We start from the raw sequence: 18,877 nt of genomic DNA, 5'->3' as shown, positions 1-18,877 counted from the left end.
AAGGGAAACAAAAGGGAGCGGGGAAAAAGCTTCATTTCGTGGAATTCAACTTTTCCTCACCCTCTTAAAATTATAAACTTTCTGCAAATTTTTGCTTGATGAATTGTGCAGAATACGCTAATTTTTCTTCCTCTTTTTCCGTTAAACTAAGTTTGACTTGCTCAACAATTCCCTCACGTCCTACAATCGCTGGATAACTCAGGTAGGTGTCTAATGGCTGATAATAATTTGATACTGGCAATTCTTCATGCGAATCCGATACAAGGGCTACTGCTAAACGGATAGCTGCGCTCGCAATACCATAAGATGTGTATTTTTTGCCATAAAAGACGGTATGCCCTCCTTTAAGGGCTTCTAGAGCAATTTCATCCAACTCCTCGACTGAAGCAAATGTAGAAATCGGTTGCCCTTTTATCCGTACTTGGCTCCAAGCTGTAAATTGAGAATTCCCATGTTCTCCAAGATTGTAGCCATAAACACTTCGAGGATCGACACCAAAGCGAACACCAACTGCACGTTTCATACGAGCTGTGTCCAGTAGCGTTCCCGTTCCAATAACACGCTCTTTAGGCAGACCAGTATAGTGTTGATAAAGACTAGTAATGACATCTACTGGATTACTAATAACAATGATAATCCCTGTAAATCCAACTTTTTTCAATTGTTCAGCGACAAAAGGAACTTCCTTGGATGTAAAGGGTAATTCCGCAAATCGATCGGCGTTGGGGTTATCTTGTAATTTGATATTGCCCAGTGCTGACACCACCACATCCGCATCTGCCAATGCCTGATAATCATTAACAATAATATTTGCGTGATGATTCAAATTTGCTGCAGCGTCCTGAAAGTCAAGTGCATCTGCTTTGACTTTCGCTTCATTTTTATCAATCAACACATAATCATCAAAAGCACCTTGCGCAATCAGACCATGCGCGACTGCGGCACCAACATTTCCCATACCAATAATCACAATTTTACGTGACATAAAGCACCTCCACAAAATACACCGTTCAGCTTCATCATTAAACTGAAAATCTGTTTAGTTGATACATTTCATTATACTCAGAAATTAGTAAAAAACAAGTATTTAGTGGGAATATTCAGAAAATTCTCGCTAATTTGTTGAATCCTTTCTTCTCCTATGGATTTCATGCACATAAAAAGCTGACCAAAATCTTGAATCAGCTTGAATCATAACCTTATTTCAACAATTCTTGAACCGGATCAAAAATGATACGTTCAATATCAGCCAAGTAAATAGACAATTGTTGTTGTTTATTGAAAAATTCAGTCAGGGCAGGATTGCCTTGAATCTTATCCCCAAACGACTTCATCTTGTCTTGCACTTCTTGCGTTGGCATTTGACCTGATTGCGCCATGCCCTGCAGTTCTTGCTGGAAAGCTAGATAGTCTTTTAAAAGACTCTTTGCTTCACTATCAGCATCTACTGCTTTTTTGCTTTCGACAACAGCTTTGTACTCAGGAAGGTCTCGCAGAGTACGGCTTAATTCATTTGCTAAATCATAAATATTTGACATAGTCTTCCTCCTTAATCTAAAAAGACTTGATAGTGTGTCTTTTCTCTTATTATTTTAGCAGATTTTTCTAAATCTTCGCGATTTTTAAAGGTGATTTGCAAAATTCCGTTAATATCTTCGCGATTTTCTTCATTGATGTGAATGTTAACAATGGATGTTCCCCTTAGAAGTTCCAACACTCCTAAAATAGCATCTTCTTCATCGGGAACATTGATAAAAATGTCATAAAAGCTATCCACACCTGCTCGTTTATGAATTTCCATAGCTTTTCGCACTTGGCGACCATGCTGAAAGAAATTCCAAATCACATCTTCATTTTTATTCTGAATGGCACCTGAAATAGTATCCAAACGATTCTTAAAATCCTCTATCCTCTCTAAAATAGCATCTGGATTTGTCAACAAAATCGAAGTCCACATGCCCGGCTCACTTTCTGCAATCCGTGTCATATCACGAAATCCTCCAGCAGCGAAATACTGCGTCATCTCGTGTTGCTGAGTATAGGCAGCGGCTTGATCCATAAGACTAGAAGCGAGAATATGCGGGAAATGGCTAATTTGACTGGTGACACGATCGTGCTCTTTGGCATCAATTTCGATAAAGCGAGCATGCAGACCAGATAAGAGATTCTTCATTTCTGCTATCGTGCCGTCTTTCGTCAAATGAGACGGAGTAAAAATATAATAGGCATTTTCAAAGAGATTTACATCTGCTGCACTAGCACCTGACTTATGGCTACCAGCCATTGGATGAGCACCTATAAAGCGAATGGTTTTCTCCTTTAGAGCTTCTTCAGCAGCAGCTACAATTTCAGCTTTGGTAGAACCTGCATCTGAGATAATCACATCTTTTTTCAAATCTAGAGTTGCTAATTGCCTGATAAACTCAATGGTTTGCTTGATAGGAACAGCAAGGATAATCACATCTGCCAGAGGAGCAAATTCGGCAAACTGATTGGTCACTTGATCCACCATGCGTTTTTCAAGGGCAATTTTTCGGGATTCTTCGCCACGATTGTAACCTAATATAGTATAGTCTGGATGATCACGTCGAATTCCAAGCGCGATTGATGAACCAATCAAACCAAGACCTGCAATATAAATAACTCTCTTTTCCATGCTTACTCCTTACTTTGGCTCAACGATAAATCCCAGAATAATCGACACTAAAATAATAACCATAACAATCGCTGTGAAAATCGTATACATTTTATCTTTTGTTTTGACAAAAATGATAAAAGTTGAAATCACTCGAAAAATCGGTGTCAAAATAAGCATAAAAGCCCCTAGTAACATAAACGTCACTGCATCAAAAATGGAATGGCTCTTCACATAGGCAACTGGATTAAACTGTTCCAAATTCTTTAAAGAAATGACCTGCTGACCACTAAAAAGGTAAAGAACCAAGCCAATAAACATAAAAAGAATGGAGAGAAAAATCCCTATGCGAAGAATTTTCCCCATGACCAAATCCAGCTCTTCTTTTTCTTTTTGCATTTTATCTGTCATTGCATACCTCGTATAAACATCTGCACACCCAGAGCTAATAAAGCGACTAGAAAAATCCAGCGCAATACTTTTACAGGTACATAAGGCATGATGCGGCTTCCGATGAAAGAACCTGCTAAAACACCCAAGGCGATTGGTGTAACTAATACCGGGTTGATTTGTCCTATAAAAAGGTAAAAGATAGCTGAAGCCGTTCCTGTCACTCCCATCATAAAGTTAGAAGTTGCTGAACTAGCTTTTAAAGGCATTTTCATAACAGTATCCATGGCCAATACTTTGAAAGCACCCGCACCAATTCCTAAAAGCGCCGACATAACACCTGCAAAGAACATGACAACAGAGCCACCAGGGACATTGGTCACTTGATACTTGATTGTTTGATTGAGACCTTTGTCAAAATATTCACCACCAAGATTTAATTTCTCTGCGATAGCATCATTGTGACTCACATTCTGATTGTCCTTTTTATCATGAATCTTCTGGTACATATTAAATGCTTGAAAGAGCATGAGAACGCCATAAAGTAAGAAAAGGACTTGTGAATCTGTTATCACTGATAACATAGCACCTACAAAAGCTCCTAAAGTCGTAAAAATTTCCAAAAACATGGCAATTCGCAGATTGAGCATATCATCTTTGAGATAGGCAATCGCAGACCCTGAACTAGTTGCTAAAACTGCAATAATAGAGGCTCCTACCGCATACTTAATGTCTACTCCAAATAAGAGAGTGAGTACAGGCGTGATAACAATTCCGCCTCCAAGTCCTAATAAAGCGCCCAAAATTCCTGCAAAAATTCCGACCAAAGTCATTGTAAAAATATAGGTGAGCATTAAAATCCTTTCACATAATCGCGGTGTTGTTGAACGGCTTCTTTTAATTCTTTCAGATTGTCTGAAGAGAATTTCTCCAAAACCTCAGTTGCAAGCACTGTTGCAACAACAGCTTCCATAACAACACCAGCAGCTGGAAGAGCTGTCGGATCGCTTCGCTCCACCGTTGCTTTATAAGGCTCGTGTGTCTCAATATCAACGCTCATAAGTGGCTTGTAGAGAGTTGGGATTGGCTTCATCACTCCGCGCACTACGATAGGTTCTCCGTTGGTCATACCGCCCTCGAAACCACCTAGATTGTTAGTACGACGAGTAAAGCCGTCCTCTTTAGACCAGATTATTTCATCCATCACCTGACTGCCCTTAAGCCGCCCTGCTTCAAAACCAACTCCAAATTCCACACCTTTAAATGCATTGATAGAAACCACTCCTTGAGCAATTTTAGCATCTAGTTTTCTATCCCATTGAACATAGGAACCTAGTCCAACTGGCACACCACCGACAATGGTTTCAACAATTCCACCAATCGTGTCACCATCTTTCTTTATCTGATCAATATAGGCTTTAATTTCCTCTTCACGTTCTGGATTGACAATCGAAACTTCTGACTGACGAGCACGTTTCTTGATTTCAGAAACGGTCAGATTTTCCGGAACCTCAATGTCAATGCCACCGAAAGTTACGATATGACTAGCTACCTCAACTCCGATTTCTTCTAAAAGACGCTTAGCAACAGCTCCCACCGCAACCCGCATGGTCGTTTCACGCGCAGAAGAGCGCTCCAATGAATTGCGCAAGTCGTCAAAACGATATTTCATACCGCCGACCAAATCTGCATGACCTGGACGAGGTTTGGTAATCTTGCGCAGCCCTTTTTTCTTGTTCTCCACATCTGCTACATTCATGATGTCCAACCATTTTTGATGATCTAGATTGGTCACATTGAGTGTAATCGGCCCCCCCATGGTTCGCCCATGCCGAACACCAGAAGTAATTTCCACTTTGTCACTCTCTATTTTCATACGAGCTCCACGACCGTATCCGCCCTGACGACGTTTCAATTCTGCATTGATGTAGTCAGCTGTCAAAGGAAGCCCAGCTGGCACTCCTTCAATGATAGCTGTTAAACGCGGTCCATGTGACTCCCCAGCAGTTAAATATCTCATTCCGTTACCTCATCTGTTGTTGCTATTTAGCACTTACTTTTCTAAATAATCTTTCATTTCTTCTAAAGGAATCTGATGAATGGCTGCCCTGCCTAATTCTGGAACAATGACTAATTTGATTGTCTTGCCCCGAGCTTTCTTATCATGAAGTAAGGCATGATAGAGTTCTTCTTGTCGCCAAGGTTGATAATCAACTGGAAGCCCAAATTTGCGACACATCTGCTCAATATCTGTGGTAATTCCTTTAGGCATCAGCCCCTTTTTTTCTGCTACACGCGCTACCTGAACCATTCCAATAGCCACAGCTTCTCCGTGCATGACTTTGCCATAACCAGCAGTCGCCTCCACTGCATGACCAATCGTATGTCCAAAATTTAGATAAAGGCGCACACCATTGTCAAGTTCGTCTTCCACTACTAGCTTTCGTTTGACATTGCAAGAATGATAGATGATACTTTCTGCGTGCTCCAAAATGGATTTTGGACTACCATCCATGTCAAACAGTTCCTGCCACAGCTCCACATCCTCAATCAAACCATACTTGATGACCTCTCCCATGCCTTCAATCAATTCACGTTGCCCTAAAGTTTTTAAAACATCTGGGTCAATCAGAACCCCGTCCGGCTGAGTAAAAGTACCCACCATGTTCTTAGCCCACGGCGTATTGACTCCTGTTTTCCCACCAATCGAAGAATCTACCTGAGCCGTCAAACTCGTCGGTATCTGTACAAAATGAATACCTCGCATATAAGTTGAAGCTGCAAAGCCAGCCAAATCACCAACCACACCGCCACCCAAGGCAACAATACCATCACTGCGAGTCATCCCTACTTTAGCGAGAAATTCATAAACTTTATTGACCGTTATTAAATTTTTACTAGCTTCTCCTTCCAGAAAATCAAATACAAACACTTCAAAACCAGCAACTTCTAAGCTACATTTAACCGTTTCAGCATACAGACTTGCCACATGATTATCTGTGATAACAACGACCTTTTGAGCTGACCATAAACTTGCCAGCCATTCTCCAGCTTTGGCTAAAGTACCTTTTTCAATGACAATATCGTAAGGATGATTGGGAATATTCACATTTAATTTCATAGGCAACCCCTTATTTGTACTTTTTTTCCAATGCCTGCCAAATTTCTTTCGTTGGCATTTTTTTTCCTGTCCACAATTTGAATGCTTCTGCCGCCTGATACAACAACATTCCCAAGCCATTCACTACTTCAACTTCTTGTCCTTTTGCCCATTTTAAAAATGGGGTTTCAAACGGCTGGTAAATCACATCTGCCACAAGAAGTGAATGTGGTAAACGAATACTGCTTGGTATCGGTAAAGCCTTACCGTCCATGCCTAAACTGGTCCCATTGACCAATAAAGCGGAAACATTAATTTTTTCTTGCAATAATTCTTGATTTTCTAATGGTAATACCCAAATCTTCGTTGCAGTTTTCTGCTGAATTTTCTTCATTTTCTGTGAAATGCGTTCAAAAGAGGAATGGCGCGTAAACACAAAAATCTCCTCAGCACCATCTAGAGCTGCCTGCACAATAATCGCTGTCGCAGCTCCACCAGCTCCAAGCATGACCATTTTTTTGCCTTTAATGACAAAAGAAGGCAAGCTCATAAAAAATCCCTTGCCATCTGTGTTATAACCAATCAATTTTCCATTTTGATTCACGACAGTATTCACCGCCCCAATCATCTGCGCAGCAGGTGTCACTTCATCTAAAAAAGGAATCACAGCCTGTTTATAAGGCATAGACAAATTGATTCCAAACATATTATAGCGGCGAATATTTTCAACAGTTGCTTTCAAGTCATCCTGTGAGATTTCCCAAGCCACATAAACTCCATTAACACCCGTTTGCTCAAACGCTGCATTATGGATAAAAGGAGAAATACTGTGTTTGATTGGGTTGGCGACAACCGCCGCTAAACGAGTATAGCCGTCAATTTTCATTCAAAATCTCCTGAATTTGCTTCATATTGGCAAGAGAAATTTGACCTGGTGCACTGGATTCATCCAAGCTTGCAAACGACCAGCTTGAGCCTGTCAAATCTGCTGTTATCCGCGAAATCTTTCCAATTTGTCCCATGGAAATCGTTACAAAATCTTGATTTGGATTTAAAGTTTTAAAACCACGCGTATAGTTCATCAAGTCTAGTACATCTTGCTCGCTGCGCGCCATAACAGAAACTTTCACCACTTTTGGTGTCAAACTGGTCAATTCAGATAAAATTTCCATCATGTTTTCAGGCGTTTCTTCAAAATTATGATAGCTCAAAACAAGATTTGGAAAATCCAACATTTCCTCAAATCTATTTTTGTGAGAAAAATATTCAAAATCAATATAATCCGGCTGATAAATCGTTGAAATTTCCTTGATGGTAGAAATATATTCATCATCCGTCAATTCAATATTTCCACCTTCGTCAATTGTTCTCAAAGTGAAAATCAATTCACGACCAGCAAATTTTTCAAAAATAGCAGGTGCAACAGTCAAAACCTCATCTTTTGCTAAAAAATCAGCACGCCATTCAATAATGTCCGCGTCATCATAACGCGAGCTATCAATATTCTGCGCTTCCTCTAAATTTTTCGGCATCACTGATACGACTAATTTCATTTGTCCACCTTAATGGTAAATACCTTGAGGTAATTACTTCTTTCATCTTTTTTATTATAAGTAAAATCTGCTGGCAAACCGTATTCTTTCAAATAACGGTGCTTGCTTCCTGCAAAACCTTTTTCAATTTCTTTTTTAAACTTAGTACGTGAAACATTCGCAGCATTTGTACTAGCAATGATAATCCCTTGGGGATTTAAAATTTCCAAAGACTGAGCAATCAACTTATGATAATCCTTCGCCACAGAAAAAGTTTGTTTTTTATTTCTTGCAAAACTCGGCGGATCTAACACAATTACATCATAAGTCAAACCATGTCGTTTTGCATATTTGAAATAGTCAAACACATCCATTACAAAGAATGTATGGTTGCTTAAGTCAAGATTATTCTCTCTAAAATGTGCTTCCGACAATTCACGACTGCGTTTTGCCAAATCAACAGAGGTCGTCTGGCTGGCTTCTCCCATGGCTGCCGCAACCGAAAAAGCTGCCGTGTAGGAAAACATATTTAACAGCGACTTGCCAGCTGCTAGACCGTCTACCAAGCTACCACGTACCTCATGCTGATCGAGGAAAATTCCCGTCATCAATCCATCGTTTAAAAACACTTGATAGCGAACACCATTTTCTAAAATCGTGAAAAATGCTGGTGCTTCTTGCCCATACAAATGAGCGGATTCAACATTCAAACCCTTGAAACGAATTTTCTCATACGCTCCTGTAACTTCTGGAAAGACCTGTTGAAATGCTTGAACAATGGTATCTTTAATCTCGTAAACAAAGAGATTATACCAAGAAAAAACAGCATATTCTTGATACAAATCTATTGTCAACCCACCAAAACCATCTCCTTCTTGATTAAAAAGGCGGTAAGCTGTTGTCTCTTTTGATTGTTGATAAACTTGTCGCTTTTCTTTCGCAGATTGGAATAACTGACAGAAAAACGAGACATCTAAAGTTACTTTCTTCTGTGAGATAAACCAGCCGATACCCTTGTTTTGCTCTGATAAGTATGCGATACCTACAAAATTTCCTTTTGCATTTACCAGTTCTACAACTTGATGATGAAAAGAAAGTGAAGGAAAATCTTGTTTTTCTAAAACAAATCGTCCTTTTTTTATGTTTTCTTCAGTATAAGAAGGAATCGTAAGCTGTTTCATAAGCTCTATTATATCAAATGTTATGAATTTTCTCAAAAAAATGTACTACTTATTACAAAATGATTGCAAAAAATGTGTTCATATGTAAAAATTCTATTTATTCTCAATGGATAAAAATCCTTTCTCTGTTTTTTATCTAGCAAAAGAAAATGCAACATTTTAAATTACCAAATTAAATCAAAAATATGTTATACTTAGTAGTGAAAATTTTAGGAAATAAGACAAGGAAGTATATATTTGTGAAAACTATGACTAGGAAGATACTCAACTTCATGAGTACAAGACTAGGTTTTGTCTTGACCTTACTGACTCTTTATTGGCTTAAAACCATGTGGGCCTATTCTGTTGATTTTAATCTAGATATTCAAGGCGCTTATCAAGTCTTTCTCTCTATCATCAATCCTCTTCCATTAGGATTATTACTGATTGGGCTAGCACTTTATATTAAGAGAACCAAGGTTTTTTACATTCTTGCAGTTACGCTTTACATTTTATTATTTGTTTGGCTCATTTCAAATTCAATCTATTATCGCGAGTTTAGTGATTTTGTCACTGTTAATACCATGTTGGCTTCAAGTAGCGTTTCTGCTGGTCTAGGAGAAGCTGCTCTTGAGTTATTTAGACCTGGAGATTTGATTTACATCATTGATTTTCCAATCTTAGGTTTTCTTTTCTATAAGAAATGGATTCGTTTGGATGATCGGTCGTTCAACAAGCGAGCTAGCTTTGCTATTACTGCTCTATCTAGTATGCTCTTTTCAGCCAACCTCTTTTTAGCGGAAGTTGACCGCCCAGAGTTATTGACACGCGGCTTCTCTAATTATTATGTTGTCCGCGCCCTAGGGTTGCCAGCATTTCTTGGCTATAGTGCTAATCAGACTTATAGCGCCAACAAAGAACGCTCTAAAGCAAGTGCTGAAGATTTGAAACCAGTTGAAGAATACGTCAAGTCACACTATGCCGAGCCAAATAAAGAGTATTACGGAATTGCTAAAGGTAGAAATGTCATCTATCTTCATTTAGAAAGTTTCCAACAATTCCTGATTGGCTATAAATTAAAGTCTGATGGCAAAGAATACGAAGTAACACCTTTCCTCAACTCACTATATCATTCCAACTCAACTTTTGCTTTTTCTAATATCTTTAATCAAGTAAAAGCCGGAAAAACATCTGATGCAGAAACCATGCTAGAAACTGGTTTGTTTGGTCTCAATCAGGGTTCCTTTATGGTAAACTATGGCGGAACAAACACGCAACAAGCTGCTCCGTATATTCTCTCAAAAAATGGATATAATTCTAGTGCCGTTTTCCACGGAAATGCTGGTAGCTTCTGGAATCGAAACACCACTTACAAACAATGGGGATATAACTATTTCTTCGATTCTTCTTACTTCTCTAAGCAAGACAAAACAAATTCATTCCAATACGGTCTGAACGATAAGATTATGTTCAAAGATTCTATTAAATATCTTGAACATTTACAACAACCATTTTATGCAAAATACATCACCGTTTCTAATCACTATCCTTATACAACTAGCTTGATTGGAGACGAGATTGGTTTTCCACTTGCTTCAACCAAGGATGAAACAATCAATGGTTATTTTGCAACGGCCAATTATCTAGATTCTGCCGTTAAATCATTCTTTGACTACTTAAAAGCGTCTGGTCTTTATGAGAATTCAATCATCGTTCTTTATGGTGACCACTACGGTATCTCTAATTCACGGAATCCTTCGCTGGCGCCATTACTAGGCAAAAATTCTGAAACTTGGTCTAGCTATGACAATGCTATGCTGCAAAGAGTTCCTTATATGGTTGTTATTCCTGGCATGACAAAAGGAAAAGTCGTTAATACCTATGGCGGACAAGTTGACCTCTTGCCTACTTTAGAACATTTGCTCGGTATTGATTCTAAACAATACCTACAAGTCGGACAAGATTTACTCTCTCCAAAACATCAGCAAACCGTTGCCTTTCGTTCATCAAACTATTTTGTAACTCCTAAGTATACTAGCTACAGTGGACGTACTTACTACACAGAAACAGGAGAAGAAATTACCAATCCAGATGAAACAACTAAGGCAGAATTGGAAAAAATCCGCAATACAACCAATGAGCAGTTGAAAATGAGTGACCTGATTCAAACCGGAGACTTGCTTCGCTTCTATACTGGAAATGATTTAGGAAAAGTGAACCCTAAGGATTATTCTTACACTAATTCACTTAAATCATTATTATCTATTGAAAAGAAAAAAGGTGATGAATCTACAAGTCTTTATAGCAAACGAGGTGGTAATTCAACTGTTGATCTGTTTAATTCCCCAAGCTATCGTGCTCTTCACCCTGAACAATTTGAATCAACAAGTAGCGGTTCCTCCTCATCAACAGAAGAATCCAGCTCTTCTTCTAAATAACCAAAAATCCCATACAAGTAAAATGAACTGTATGGGATTTTATAATGAAACAAAACACTTAATTTAGCAATATTTTGATGACTTGATTAACCCGATCAAAGTAAAACTGCTCTTCGTCATAAGTAATGCCTGTTGCTTGCGCCAACAAAATCAATATTTCCATAAAAAATTGAGAAGAAAAACCTGTAGTGGAATGCAATTCTTCTTCATCAAAATGTTTAATCAAATGCGCCAATGGGTTCCGAACGGATTTCTCCAACTTTCGTAATTCTTTGACCATGATTTTAACTTGCTCTGGTAAATCCAACAGTAAAATCAAGCTAGCCAGACTAGAAGAATGAACTGGACTTTCAGCATGAAAAGTGCTCAAAATGGGGTGTCCTGTATTTTTCATCTTTTCAAAATTCCAACGATCGTAACTCGCTTCTCTAGAATTATGAATGTAAGATTCAATATCAGGAATTTCTTGCTTAATCAAACGCATAAAAATCCGATAAATCGCCGGACTAACAGCACGAATAAAGTCAATCACTTGTTCGTTTTTGAGCTTTGCTTCTAAGTCATATAGGTAATTCGCTAATTGCTCATCTTCCTCAGAATCATGACAAAAAAGTTGAAAATCATTTCTAATTTTCAACTGATATTCCATAGCAGGGTGAATATTCAACTCTCTCCGCTCTGCCATGATATACAAAAGTTCAACTAGCTTTGATTCTGCATCGTTCAGTCTTTGAGCCAATTTATAGGCATGAGCATAATCATAGCGAGAAATAGCGTAAATTATCTCTTCTTTGACGTCTAAATTTTCAATCATGATTCTGAAATAAGCGTTTCTAAACCGACTTTCATCATATCTGTAAAAGTCGTTTGTCGTTCTTCCGCTGTTGTGTCTTCATCTGGATGAACTAAACTATCTGAAATGGTCATAATGCCAAGTGCTTCGACATTATATTGAGCAGCTAGATAGTAAAGAGCTGCCGCTTCCATTTCCACAGCCAGAACTCCCATTTTACCAAGTTCGATATTTTTTTCACCATAGTTGGAGTAGAAAACATCTGATGATAAGACACTTCCAACATGCGTAGTCATACCAAAATCCTTGGCAAGGTGATAAGCCTTATCTAAAAGACGAAAACTTGCAATTTGCGGAAAGTCATATTGAGGCCAATCATTACGAATGATATTTGAGTTTGTCGCTGCTGCTTGCGCTAATACCAATTCACGTACGTGAACGTCTTTATTCAAGGAACCAGCCGTTCCTACACGAATTAAACGTTTCACGCCGTAGTTCACAATCAATTCATGAGCATAGATCGAAATAGACGGAATTCCCATTCCAGTTCCCATAACACTAACACGATGCCCCTTATAAGTCCCTGTATAACCAAACATGTTGCGAACTTCATTAAAACATACAGCATCTTCTAAAAAGTTTTCGGCAATAAATTTGGCACGGAGTGGGTCTCCAGGTAGTAAAATTTTATCGGCAATTTCGCCTTGTTTTGCTGCAATATGGATTGACATAAGTAAGATACCAAGCCCGTCAAAAACCCAAACTGAAAAGTACAAGCGCTAAAAAACTTTTCTTAGGAGCTTATTCTTCTCAAAAAGGATTTCGTGCAGGTTTCATTCCTTTCGTTTTTAGTTGAGTTCAGAAAGAGATATGATTGTAAGCTCAATCTTCGACTCTTTTTACATTTATGTTTTTTATAATTCTGCAAGGATTGCTTTTACAAGTCCTTTGAAATCTTCTTTGATTCGTTCAGTCACTTCCACCACTTCTTCATGGTTTAGCTCGCTTTGGAAACCAGCTGCAAAGTTTGTAATAGCTGAAATTCCCAATACTTTCAGGCCTGAGTGGGCTGCCACAATTACTTCTGGAACAGTTGACATACCAACAGCACTTGCACCTAAGGTTTGGAAAGCGCGGATTTCAGCTGGCGTTTCATAGGTTGGACCGGTAACACCCAGATAAACTCCTTCTTTCAAGTCAACACCTAATTTTTCGGCTACAGCATGCGCTTTTTCACGATAAACTTTTGTATAAGCATCAGACATATCTGGGAAGCGTGGTCCAAATTCGTCCAAATTCGCTCCAATTAGAGGATTTTGTCCAGTTAAATTGATATGATCTGAAATAGCCATTAAAGTGCCAGGACCATATTCAACCCCTCCGGCAGCATTTGTGACAATGACACCTTCACAACCTAGTGCTCTCATCACACGAACAGGGAATGTCACCACTTCCATCGGATTTCCTTCGTAAAAATGAAAACGTCCTTGCAAAGCCAGTACTTTCCGACCTGCTAAATCGCCATAAACCAATTTACCAGCATGCCCCACCACTGTTGAGCGACCCCAATTTGGAATGCCTGCATAGTCAATGCTGACAGCATTTTCAATCTCACCAGCTAATTCTCCCAAACCAGAACCGAGAATCAAACCAAATTCTGGTGCGGTCATTCCTTTGTCTTTTAAAAACTGTGCTGTTTCGTTAACTTTATCCATTAAAGTCATATTTTTATCCTTTTTTATCTTTTTTAATTTTCACTCGAAAAATGTTGAATGGCACAATCATGTCCCACTCTCAAGAGCATATTCTAATCTTTCCTGTTCTTTTTGAACAGCACTTAATGCAGTACCAATTCGGACTGAATCCATGACAATGACATGAATATAATTGTATGTGACATAAAATTCTACTCTCCTTTTGATTTGGTTGATTTTAAAATTTGCACGCCATTTCTTCCAGCAACAATGACCATATCCACCATTTGATTAAAGAGTCCATGTTCCACAACGCCAACTACATGATCTAGCTTTTGCCCAAATTCGACTGGATTTTCAATCACGCCTAAGTCAAGATCAATAATGAAATTCTGCATATCCGTGACATAGCGCTGCCCATTTTTTTCACGAAATAACGGTTTATAGCCTGCATGTTCAAAACGACGGAAAAGCTGTTCTGCTCCGTATTGTACGACTTCTACCGGTAATTTGAAAGCACCTAGTTTACCAACCATTTTACTTTCATCAACTACCCAAATGTAGGTTTTGGTTGGAGTTGCAACAACTTTTTCCATAAGCAGAGCGCCGCCACCGCCTTTGATACCGTTGAAGTCAGTATCCACCTCATCAGCTCCGTCAACGGTCACGTCTACTTCATCTACTTCATCAATTGATTTCAAAGGAATACCTAAACGCCGAGCTTGTTCACTCGTTGTGCTTGAAGTTGTAACTGCTGTTATTTTCAGTCCTTCTTCCTTGATACGCCGTCCAACTTCTTCCACAAAATAATAGGCAGTCGAACCCGTTCCTAAACCAACTACCATACCGTCTTTCACATATTCTGCAGCTTTGATTCCTGCCATTTTTTTGAGGTTCTCCATTTTTGCTCCTTTATTCAATCTGCTTCTAGTATACCATGATTTGCCAACTTTAGCACCCAAAAAATGAAACCACTTTCTTTTTAAATGATCCCTTTTTTACAAACATTCTAAAATCCGAATATTCTATTTTTCTTGATTATAAAACACCAAAAATTCCAGATTTTCTTTGCTATAATTTGATATATCAAATGAATAAACGAATGATATTTGAAGCTTTCTTAAAATTTATTTTATTGTATTAAAAAGAGATGATGAATTTATTTGAACAAAAACAGCATGTAAAAATCTTGCGACGAACCTTGTTTTGCGTTACAATGAATATAGATTGCATAAACACATTATAAGGATTAAATTGATGATAACCAAAGAATTTGATACGATTGCTGCCATTTCTACCCCTCTTGGTGAAGGAGCTATCGGCATTGTTAGACTGAGCGGGACGAACAGCTTTGCCATTGCTCAAAAAATCTTCAAAGGAAAAGATCTGAGTACCGTTGCCAGTCACACACTAAATTATGGGCACATTATTGACCCAGAAAAAAACGAAATCTTAGATGAAGTTATGATTGGAGCTATGCGTTCTCCTAAAACCTTCACGCGCGAAGACGTGATTGAGATTAACACCCACGGTGGAATCGCTGTGACCAACGAAATTCTCCAATTAGCTATTCGAGAAGGTGCTAGAATGGCGGAACCTGGTGAATTTACCAAGCGAGCCTTTCTCAATGGACGTGTGGATTTGACGCAAGCAGAGGCTATTATGGACATTATTCGGGCAAAAACGGACAAAGCCATGAATATCGCCGTCAAACAACTGGACGGCTCTCTGTCCGACCTCATCAATAATACACGTCAGGAAATTCTTAACACACTAGCTCAAGTCGAGGTCAATATTGACTATCCAGAATACGACGATGTTGAGGAAATGACTACCAAACTGTTGCGTGAAAAAACAGCTGAATTTGAAAAACTGCTGACCCAACTTTTAAAAACAGCTCGCCGCGGTAAGATTCTACGCGAAGGAATTTCGACTGCTATTATTGGTCGCCCTAATGTCGGAAAATCTAGTCTCCTTAACAACTTGCTCCGTGAAGATAAGGCTATTGTAACGGACATTGCTGGAACCACTCGCGATGTCATTGAAGAATATGTCAACATCAACGGAGTGCCACTCAAGTTGATTGATACTGCGGGTATTCGTGATACAGATGATATTGTCGAACAAATCGGAGTAGAACGTTCCAAAAAAGTGCTCCAAGACGCTGACCTTGTGCTTCTTGTGCTGAATGCAAGCGAGCCATTGACAGAACAAGACCGCAAACTGTTAGAAATCAGTCAAGACACCAACCGTATCTTGCTGCTCAATAAAACCGACTTAGAAGAAAAGATTGAAGTTGACCAGCTTCCCGATGACTTTATCAAGATTTCTGTTCTTCAAAATCAAAATATTGATAAAATCGAAGAACGAATCAACCAACTTTTCTTTGAAAATGCAGGCATTGTAGAACAAGACGCTACTTATCTCTCTAACGCTCGCCATATTTCTCTGATTGAAAAAGCTGTCGAAAGTCTCCAAGCTGTCAATGAGGGACTGGATTTAGGAATGCCTGTTGACTTAGTGCAAGTAGATCTGACTCGGACCTGGGAAATCCTTGGTGAAATAACAGGTGACGCCGCTCCTGATGAACTCATTAGCCAACTTTTCAGCCAATTTTGTTTGGGAAAATAATAGTAAACAAATTCGAACAAAAACAAGTAAGCTCTATGATTTCTATAGGAATAACCTTAGAAATCATAGAGCTTCTTACTTTTCATCAAAAAGAGAATAAGACAGAACTAAACATTTAAAATTTTTAGTTCGTAGTTTCAGCCTTTCATTACTAAACCGATAAAATGGCAGAAACTTCGTTCTCACAGAGCAGACACAACATTACGATCTAATTGTCATGAACGGAGAACCTTCTGTATTATCAGTTGGATCCAAACTCCGTACTCTAAATAAATAATCTACTGAATAATAGCCATTATTATTAGCATTATACGGATCCATTACGTAAGTCATTCCGTTGTTATAGCCCCTCATGACTAGCTCATGCGTAACAGGATAATTTGCAAATATACTGGTTCCTACTGCACCAAGCACATGGTGTCCCATAGCAAGTGCTTCTCGCACAGCTGCAGTTGACCCTAAAGTCTCTGTTTTTAGGCCCCAATGCCGTGCTGCTAATACAATTCCGTGGCTCGTTGTTCCGTAACTTCTCTTATTAAATTCATTCGTAGAGTGATAGAGATAATCGGCCACAGTCGTTGGCAAGACAGTCTGTCCTGTAATACCAGAAATTGCTATAGCGACTGTCGTTGGAACGCAGCCTGTTGCAGCAAACGTATAGCCACCATAAGTTCGTCTTGCCCAACGACTATCACGTTGAGAATAATATGGTGTCGGATAAGACGTTTTAGAAACTTGTACTGTGGTGCCCGCCACTCCAACGAGTTTACCATTGTTTTGAATGTAATACAAATGAATATTGTATTCTCCGGTTGAGTTCTTATGGTCACTCGCTTTCACAGTTATCTTATAGGTACCGTCTGATCGTTTCGCAGCAGTGTACCAAATGATGTCATCTTGACCATTCACACTAGACCAAGTTGGCAATTTCACTTCACGAACACCATAAGGACTGGAAACATTAGACACTACCACGTCAAATGTTCCTGTTTTAGGATTATTATTTTGAATCGTGATTTTTCCAGTTGGTTTAAGGTTTTCCGCAGAAATTGTCACATTGGTTGATGTACCGCCTACTCCAATTAATGTTCCATTGTTTTGAACATAGTACAAATGAATATAGTACAAACCGGTTGAATTCTTATGATCACTTGCTTTAATGAATGCCTTATAAGTTCCATTAGTTTGCTTTGTCGCTGTGTACCAGATAATGTCATCTTGACCATTGACATTAGACCAGGTCGGTAATTTCACTTCACGAACACCATCTGGACTGGAAACGCCTGAGACAATCACATCAAAAGTTCCTGCGTCAGGATTGTTATTCGCGATAGTCAAAGTACCTTTAGGATGCGCAATCGAAACCGTTGTCGTTGTTCCTGTTACTCCTATCAACTGATTATTTTCTTGGATATAATATACATGAATATTATACTCCCCAGTTGATTTTTTATGATCAGTCGCTTTAACTGTTACTTTGTAAGTTCCATTGGCTTGCTTCTTAGCAGTATACCAGATAATATCATCTTGACCACCGATGCTGGACCAAGTTGGAACTTTCACTTCACGAATGCCATAAGGACTAGAAACATTGGAAATAAGGACATCAAATGTTCCTGTGTCAGGATTATTATTAGCAATAGTCACTTTTCCTTGAGGTCGTCCAAATGAAAGCTCTGTAGTTGTTCCACCCACGCCAACCAATTTCCCATTATTTTGAATGTAATAAAGGTGAATATGATAGAGTCCTGTAGAAAATTTGTGATCTACTGCCCTTACTGTTACTTTATAGGTTCCATTAGTTTGCTTTGTCGCTGTGTACCAGATAATGTCATCTTGACCATTGACATTAGACCAGGTCGGTAATTTCACTTCACGAACACCATCTGGACTGGAAACGCCTGAGACAATCACATCAAAAGTTCCTGCGTCAGGATTGTTATTCGCGATAGTCAAAGTACCTTTAGGATGCGCAATCGAAACCGTTGTCGTTGTTCCTGTTACTCCTATCAACTGATTATTTTCTTGGATATAATATACATGAATATTATACTCCCCAGTTGATTTTTTATGATCAGTCGCTTTAACTGTTACTTTGTAAGTTCCATTGGCTTGCTTCTTAGCAGTATACCAGATAATATCATCTTGACCACCGATGCTGGACCAAGTTGGAACTTTCACTTCACGAATGCCATAAGGACTAGAAACATTGGAAATAAGGACATCAAATGTTCCTGTGTCAGGATTATTATTAGCAATAGTCACTTTTCCTTGAGGTCGTCCAAATGAAAGCTCTGTAGTTGTTCCACCCACGCCAACCAATTTCCCATTATTTTGAATGTAATAAAGGTGAATATGATAGAGTCCTGTAGAAAATTTGTGATCTACTGCCCTTACTGTTACTTTATAGGTTCCATTAGTTTGCTTTGTCGCTGTGTACCAGATAATGTCATCTTGACCATTGACATTAGACCAGGTCGGTAATTTCACTTCACGAACACCAT

General features: G+C 38.9%; 17 protein-coding genes. 2 read left to right on the top strand and 15 right to left on the bottom strand.

All coding sequences use genetic code 11. The annotated features are described in order from the left end of the window. Positions 1–70: 70 nt before the first annotated feature. The 10 genes from IYQ91_RS03930 to IYQ91_RS03885 form a co-directional block, all read right to left on the bottom strand. A complete protein-coding gene (locus tag IYQ91_RS03930; protein ID WP_195673136.1) occupies positions 71–985 on the bottom strand; it encodes an L-lactate dehydrogenase in 915 nt (304 codons plus the stop codon). A gap of 214 nt (positions 986–1,199) precedes the next feature. Continuing rightward, positions 1,200–1,538: a YlbF/YmcA family competence regulator gene (locus IYQ91_RS03925; RefSeq protein WP_003023972.1), complete on the bottom strand. Its 339-nt coding sequence runs from the start codon at positions 1,536–1,538 to the stop codon at positions 1,200–1,202. 11 nt (positions 1,539–1,549) lie between these two features. After that, the gene (locus IYQ91_RS03920; protein WP_195673135.1) at positions 1,550–2,656 is read right to left on the bottom strand and encodes a prephenate dehydrogenase; all 1,107 of its coding nucleotides are present in this window, start codon (positions 2,654–2,656) and stop codon (positions 1,550–1,552) included. A gap of 9 nt (positions 2,657–2,665) precedes the next feature. Then, entirely contained in the window at positions 2,666–3,046 is a 381-nt protein-coding gene (locus tag IYQ91_RS03915) for a DUF1634 domain-containing protein (protein ID WP_003030976.1), read from the bottom strand. Further along, the gene (locus tag IYQ91_RS03910; protein ID WP_195673134.1) at positions 3,043–3,879 is read right to left on the bottom strand and encodes a sulfite exporter TauE/SafE family protein; all 837 of its coding nucleotides are present in this window, start codon (positions 3,877–3,879) and stop codon (positions 3,043–3,045) included. Before IYQ91_RS03910 ends, IYQ91_RS03915 begins: the two co-directional genes overlap by 4 nt. Further along, positions 3,879–5,045 (bottom strand): chorismate synthase, encoded by a 1,167-nt coding sequence (gene aroC / locus IYQ91_RS03905; RefSeq protein ID WP_195673133.1) that lies wholly within the window; start codon positions 5,043–5,045, stop codon positions 3,879–3,881. Before aroC ends, IYQ91_RS03910 begins: the two co-directional genes overlap by 1 nt. A gap of 33 nt (positions 5,046–5,078) precedes the next feature. Then, the gene (gene aroB, locus IYQ91_RS03900; protein ID WP_195673132.1) at positions 5,079–6,146 is read right to left on the bottom strand and encodes a 3-dehydroquinate synthase; all 1,068 of its coding nucleotides are present in this window, start codon (positions 6,144–6,146) and stop codon (positions 5,079–5,081) included. 10 nt (positions 6,147–6,156) lie between these two features. Further along, complete coding sequence (locus IYQ91_RS03895) at positions 6,157–7,011, bottom strand: shikimate dehydrogenase (RefSeq protein WP_106384462.1); 855 nt, start codon at positions 7,009–7,011, stop codon at positions 6,157–6,159. Continuing rightward, positions 7,001–7,678 carry a type I 3-dehydroquinate dehydratase gene (gene aroD, locus IYQ91_RS03890; RefSeq protein ID WP_049507947.1) on the bottom strand — a complete coding sequence of 226 codons (678 nt, stop codon included), beginning with the start codon at positions 7,676–7,678 and terminating at the stop codon, positions 7,001–7,003. The genes IYQ91_RS03895 and aroD overlap by 11 nt, the downstream gene beginning before the upstream one ends. Beyond that, positions 7,675–8,838, bottom strand: coding sequence for a class I SAM-dependent rRNA methyltransferase (locus IYQ91_RS03885; RefSeq protein WP_195673131.1), 1,164 nt, complete (start codon positions 8,836–8,838; stop codon positions 7,675–7,677). Before IYQ91_RS03885 ends, aroD begins: the two co-directional genes overlap by 4 nt. 248 nt (positions 8,839–9,086) lie before the next feature. On the opposite strand from IYQ91_RS03885, the gene IYQ91_RS03880 reads away from it, so the two are divergent. Next, the gene (locus tag IYQ91_RS03880; protein ID WP_420705775.1) at positions 9,087–11,255 is read left to right on the top strand and encodes an LTA synthase family protein; all 2,169 of its coding nucleotides are present in this window, start codon (positions 9,087–9,089) and stop codon (positions 11,253–11,255) included. A 58-nt stretch (positions 11,256–11,313) separates the two neighbouring features. Here IYQ91_RS03880 and IYQ91_RS03875 read toward each other — a convergent pair whose 3' ends face one another. The 4 genes from IYQ91_RS03875 to rpiA all read right to left on the bottom strand — a co-directional run bounded on the left by IYQ91_RS03875 (position 11,314) and on the right by rpiA (position 14,644). Next, complete coding sequence (locus tag IYQ91_RS03875; protein WP_195673129.1) at positions 11,314–12,069, bottom strand: hypothetical protein; 756 nt, start codon at positions 12,067–12,069, stop codon at positions 11,314–11,316. Next, positions 12,066–12,779 (bottom strand): purine-nucleoside phosphorylase, encoded by a 714-nt coding sequence (gene deoD, locus IYQ91_RS03870; RefSeq protein ID WP_022524449.1) that lies wholly within the window; start codon positions 12,777–12,779, stop codon positions 12,066–12,068. Before deoD ends, IYQ91_RS03875 begins: the two co-directional genes overlap by 4 nt. A gap of 183 nt (positions 12,780–12,962) precedes the next feature. Beyond that, complete coding sequence (locus tag IYQ91_RS03865; RefSeq protein WP_195673128.1) at positions 12,963–13,772, bottom strand: purine-nucleoside phosphorylase; 810 nt, start codon at positions 13,770–13,772, stop codon at positions 12,963–12,965. Between the two features lie 182 nt (positions 13,773–13,954). Continuing rightward, positions 13,955–14,644 carry a ribose-5-phosphate isomerase RpiA gene (gene rpiA / locus IYQ91_RS03860; RefSeq protein ID WP_195673127.1) on the bottom strand — a complete coding sequence of 230 codons (690 nt, stop codon included), beginning with the start codon at positions 14,642–14,644 and terminating at the stop codon, positions 13,955–13,957. 355 nt (positions 14,645–14,999) lie between these two features. Between rpiA and mnmE the strand changes: the two genes are divergently transcribed. After that, positions 15,000–16,373, top strand: a complete 1,374-nt coding sequence (mnmE, locus tag IYQ91_RS03855; protein ID WP_195673126.1) for a tRNA uridine-5-carboxymethylaminomethyl(34) synthesis GTPase MnmE — start codon at positions 15,000–15,002, stop codon at positions 16,371–16,373. A 201-nt stretch (positions 16,374–16,574) separates the two neighbouring features. Here the strand turns inward: mnmE and IYQ91_RS03850 are convergent. Continuing rightward, on the bottom strand, positions 16,575–18,877 hold a 2,303-nt coding region (locus IYQ91_RS03850; protein ID WP_195673125.1), incomplete at its 5' end, for a GBS Bsp-like repeat-containing protein.

The organism is Streptococcus sp. HF-2466 (assembly GCF_015594645.1).
Classification (GTDB): Bacteria; Bacillota; Bacilli; order Lactobacillales; family Streptococcaceae; genus Streptococcus; species Streptococcus anginosus.
The sequence above is the reverse complement of the archived record's forward strand: the minus strand, read 5'-3'. Positions and strand labels throughout refer to the sequence as shown.

Bases quoted from the DNA above. Each gene is read 5' to 3' on its own strand.
- aroD (WP_049507947.1), bottom strand. From the start codon at position 7,678: ATGAAATTAGTCGTATCAGTGATGCCGAAAAATTTAGAGGAAGCGCAG.
- IYQ91_RS03875 (WP_195673129.1), bottom strand. From the start codon at position 12,069: ATGATTGAAAATTTAGACGTCAAAGAAGAGATAATTTACGCTATTTCT.
- mnmE (WP_195673126.1), top strand. From the start codon at position 15,000: ATGATAACCAAAGAATTTGATACGATTGCTGCCATTTCTACCCCTCTT.
- IYQ91_RS03920 (WP_195673135.1), bottom strand. From the start codon at position 2,656: ATGGAAAAGAGAGTTATTTATATTGCAGGTCTTGGTTTGATTGGTTCA.
- deoD (WP_022524449.1), bottom strand. From the start codon at position 12,779: ATGTCAATCCATATTGCAGCAAAACAAGGCGAAATTGCCGATAAAATT.
- IYQ91_RS03925 (WP_003023972.1), bottom strand. From the start codon at position 1,538: ATGTCAAATATTTATGATTTAGCAAATGAATTAAGCCGTACTCTGCGA.
- aroB (WP_195673132.1), bottom strand. From the start codon at position 6,146: ATGAAATTAAATGTGAATATTCCCAATCATCCTTACGATATTGTCATT.
- IYQ91_RS03915 (WP_003030976.1), bottom strand. From the start codon at position 3,046: ATGACAGATAAAATGCAAAAAGAAAAAGAAGAGCTGGATTTGGTCATG.
- IYQ91_RS03885 (WP_195673131.1), bottom strand. From the start codon at position 8,838: ATGAAACAGCTTACGATTCCTTCTTATACTGAAGAAAACATAAAAAAA.
- rpiA (WP_195673127.1), bottom strand. From the start codon at position 14,644: ATGGAGAACCTCAAAAAAATGGCAGGAATCAAAGCTGCAGAATATGTG.
- IYQ91_RS03880 (WP_420705775.1), top strand. From the start codon at position 9,087: ATGACTAGGAAGATACTCAACTTCATGAGTACAAGACTAGGTTTTGTC.
- IYQ91_RS03895 (WP_106384462.1), bottom strand. From the start codon at position 7,011: ATGAAAATTGACGGCTATACTCGTTTAGCGGCGGTTGTCGCCAACCCA.
- aroC (WP_195673133.1), bottom strand. From the start codon at position 5,045: ATGAGATATTTAACTGCTGGGGAGTCACATGGACCGCGTTTAACAGCT.
- IYQ91_RS03930 (WP_195673136.1), bottom strand. From the start codon at position 985: ATGTCACGTAAAATTGTGATTATTGGTATGGGAAATGTTGGTGCCGCA.
- IYQ91_RS03910 (WP_195673134.1), bottom strand. From the start codon at position 3,879: ATGCTCACCTATATTTTTACAATGACTTTGGTCGGAATTTTTGCAGGA.
- IYQ91_RS03865 (WP_195673128.1), bottom strand. From the start codon at position 13,772: ATGACTTTAATGGATAAAGTTAACGAAACAGCACAGTTTTTAAAAGAC.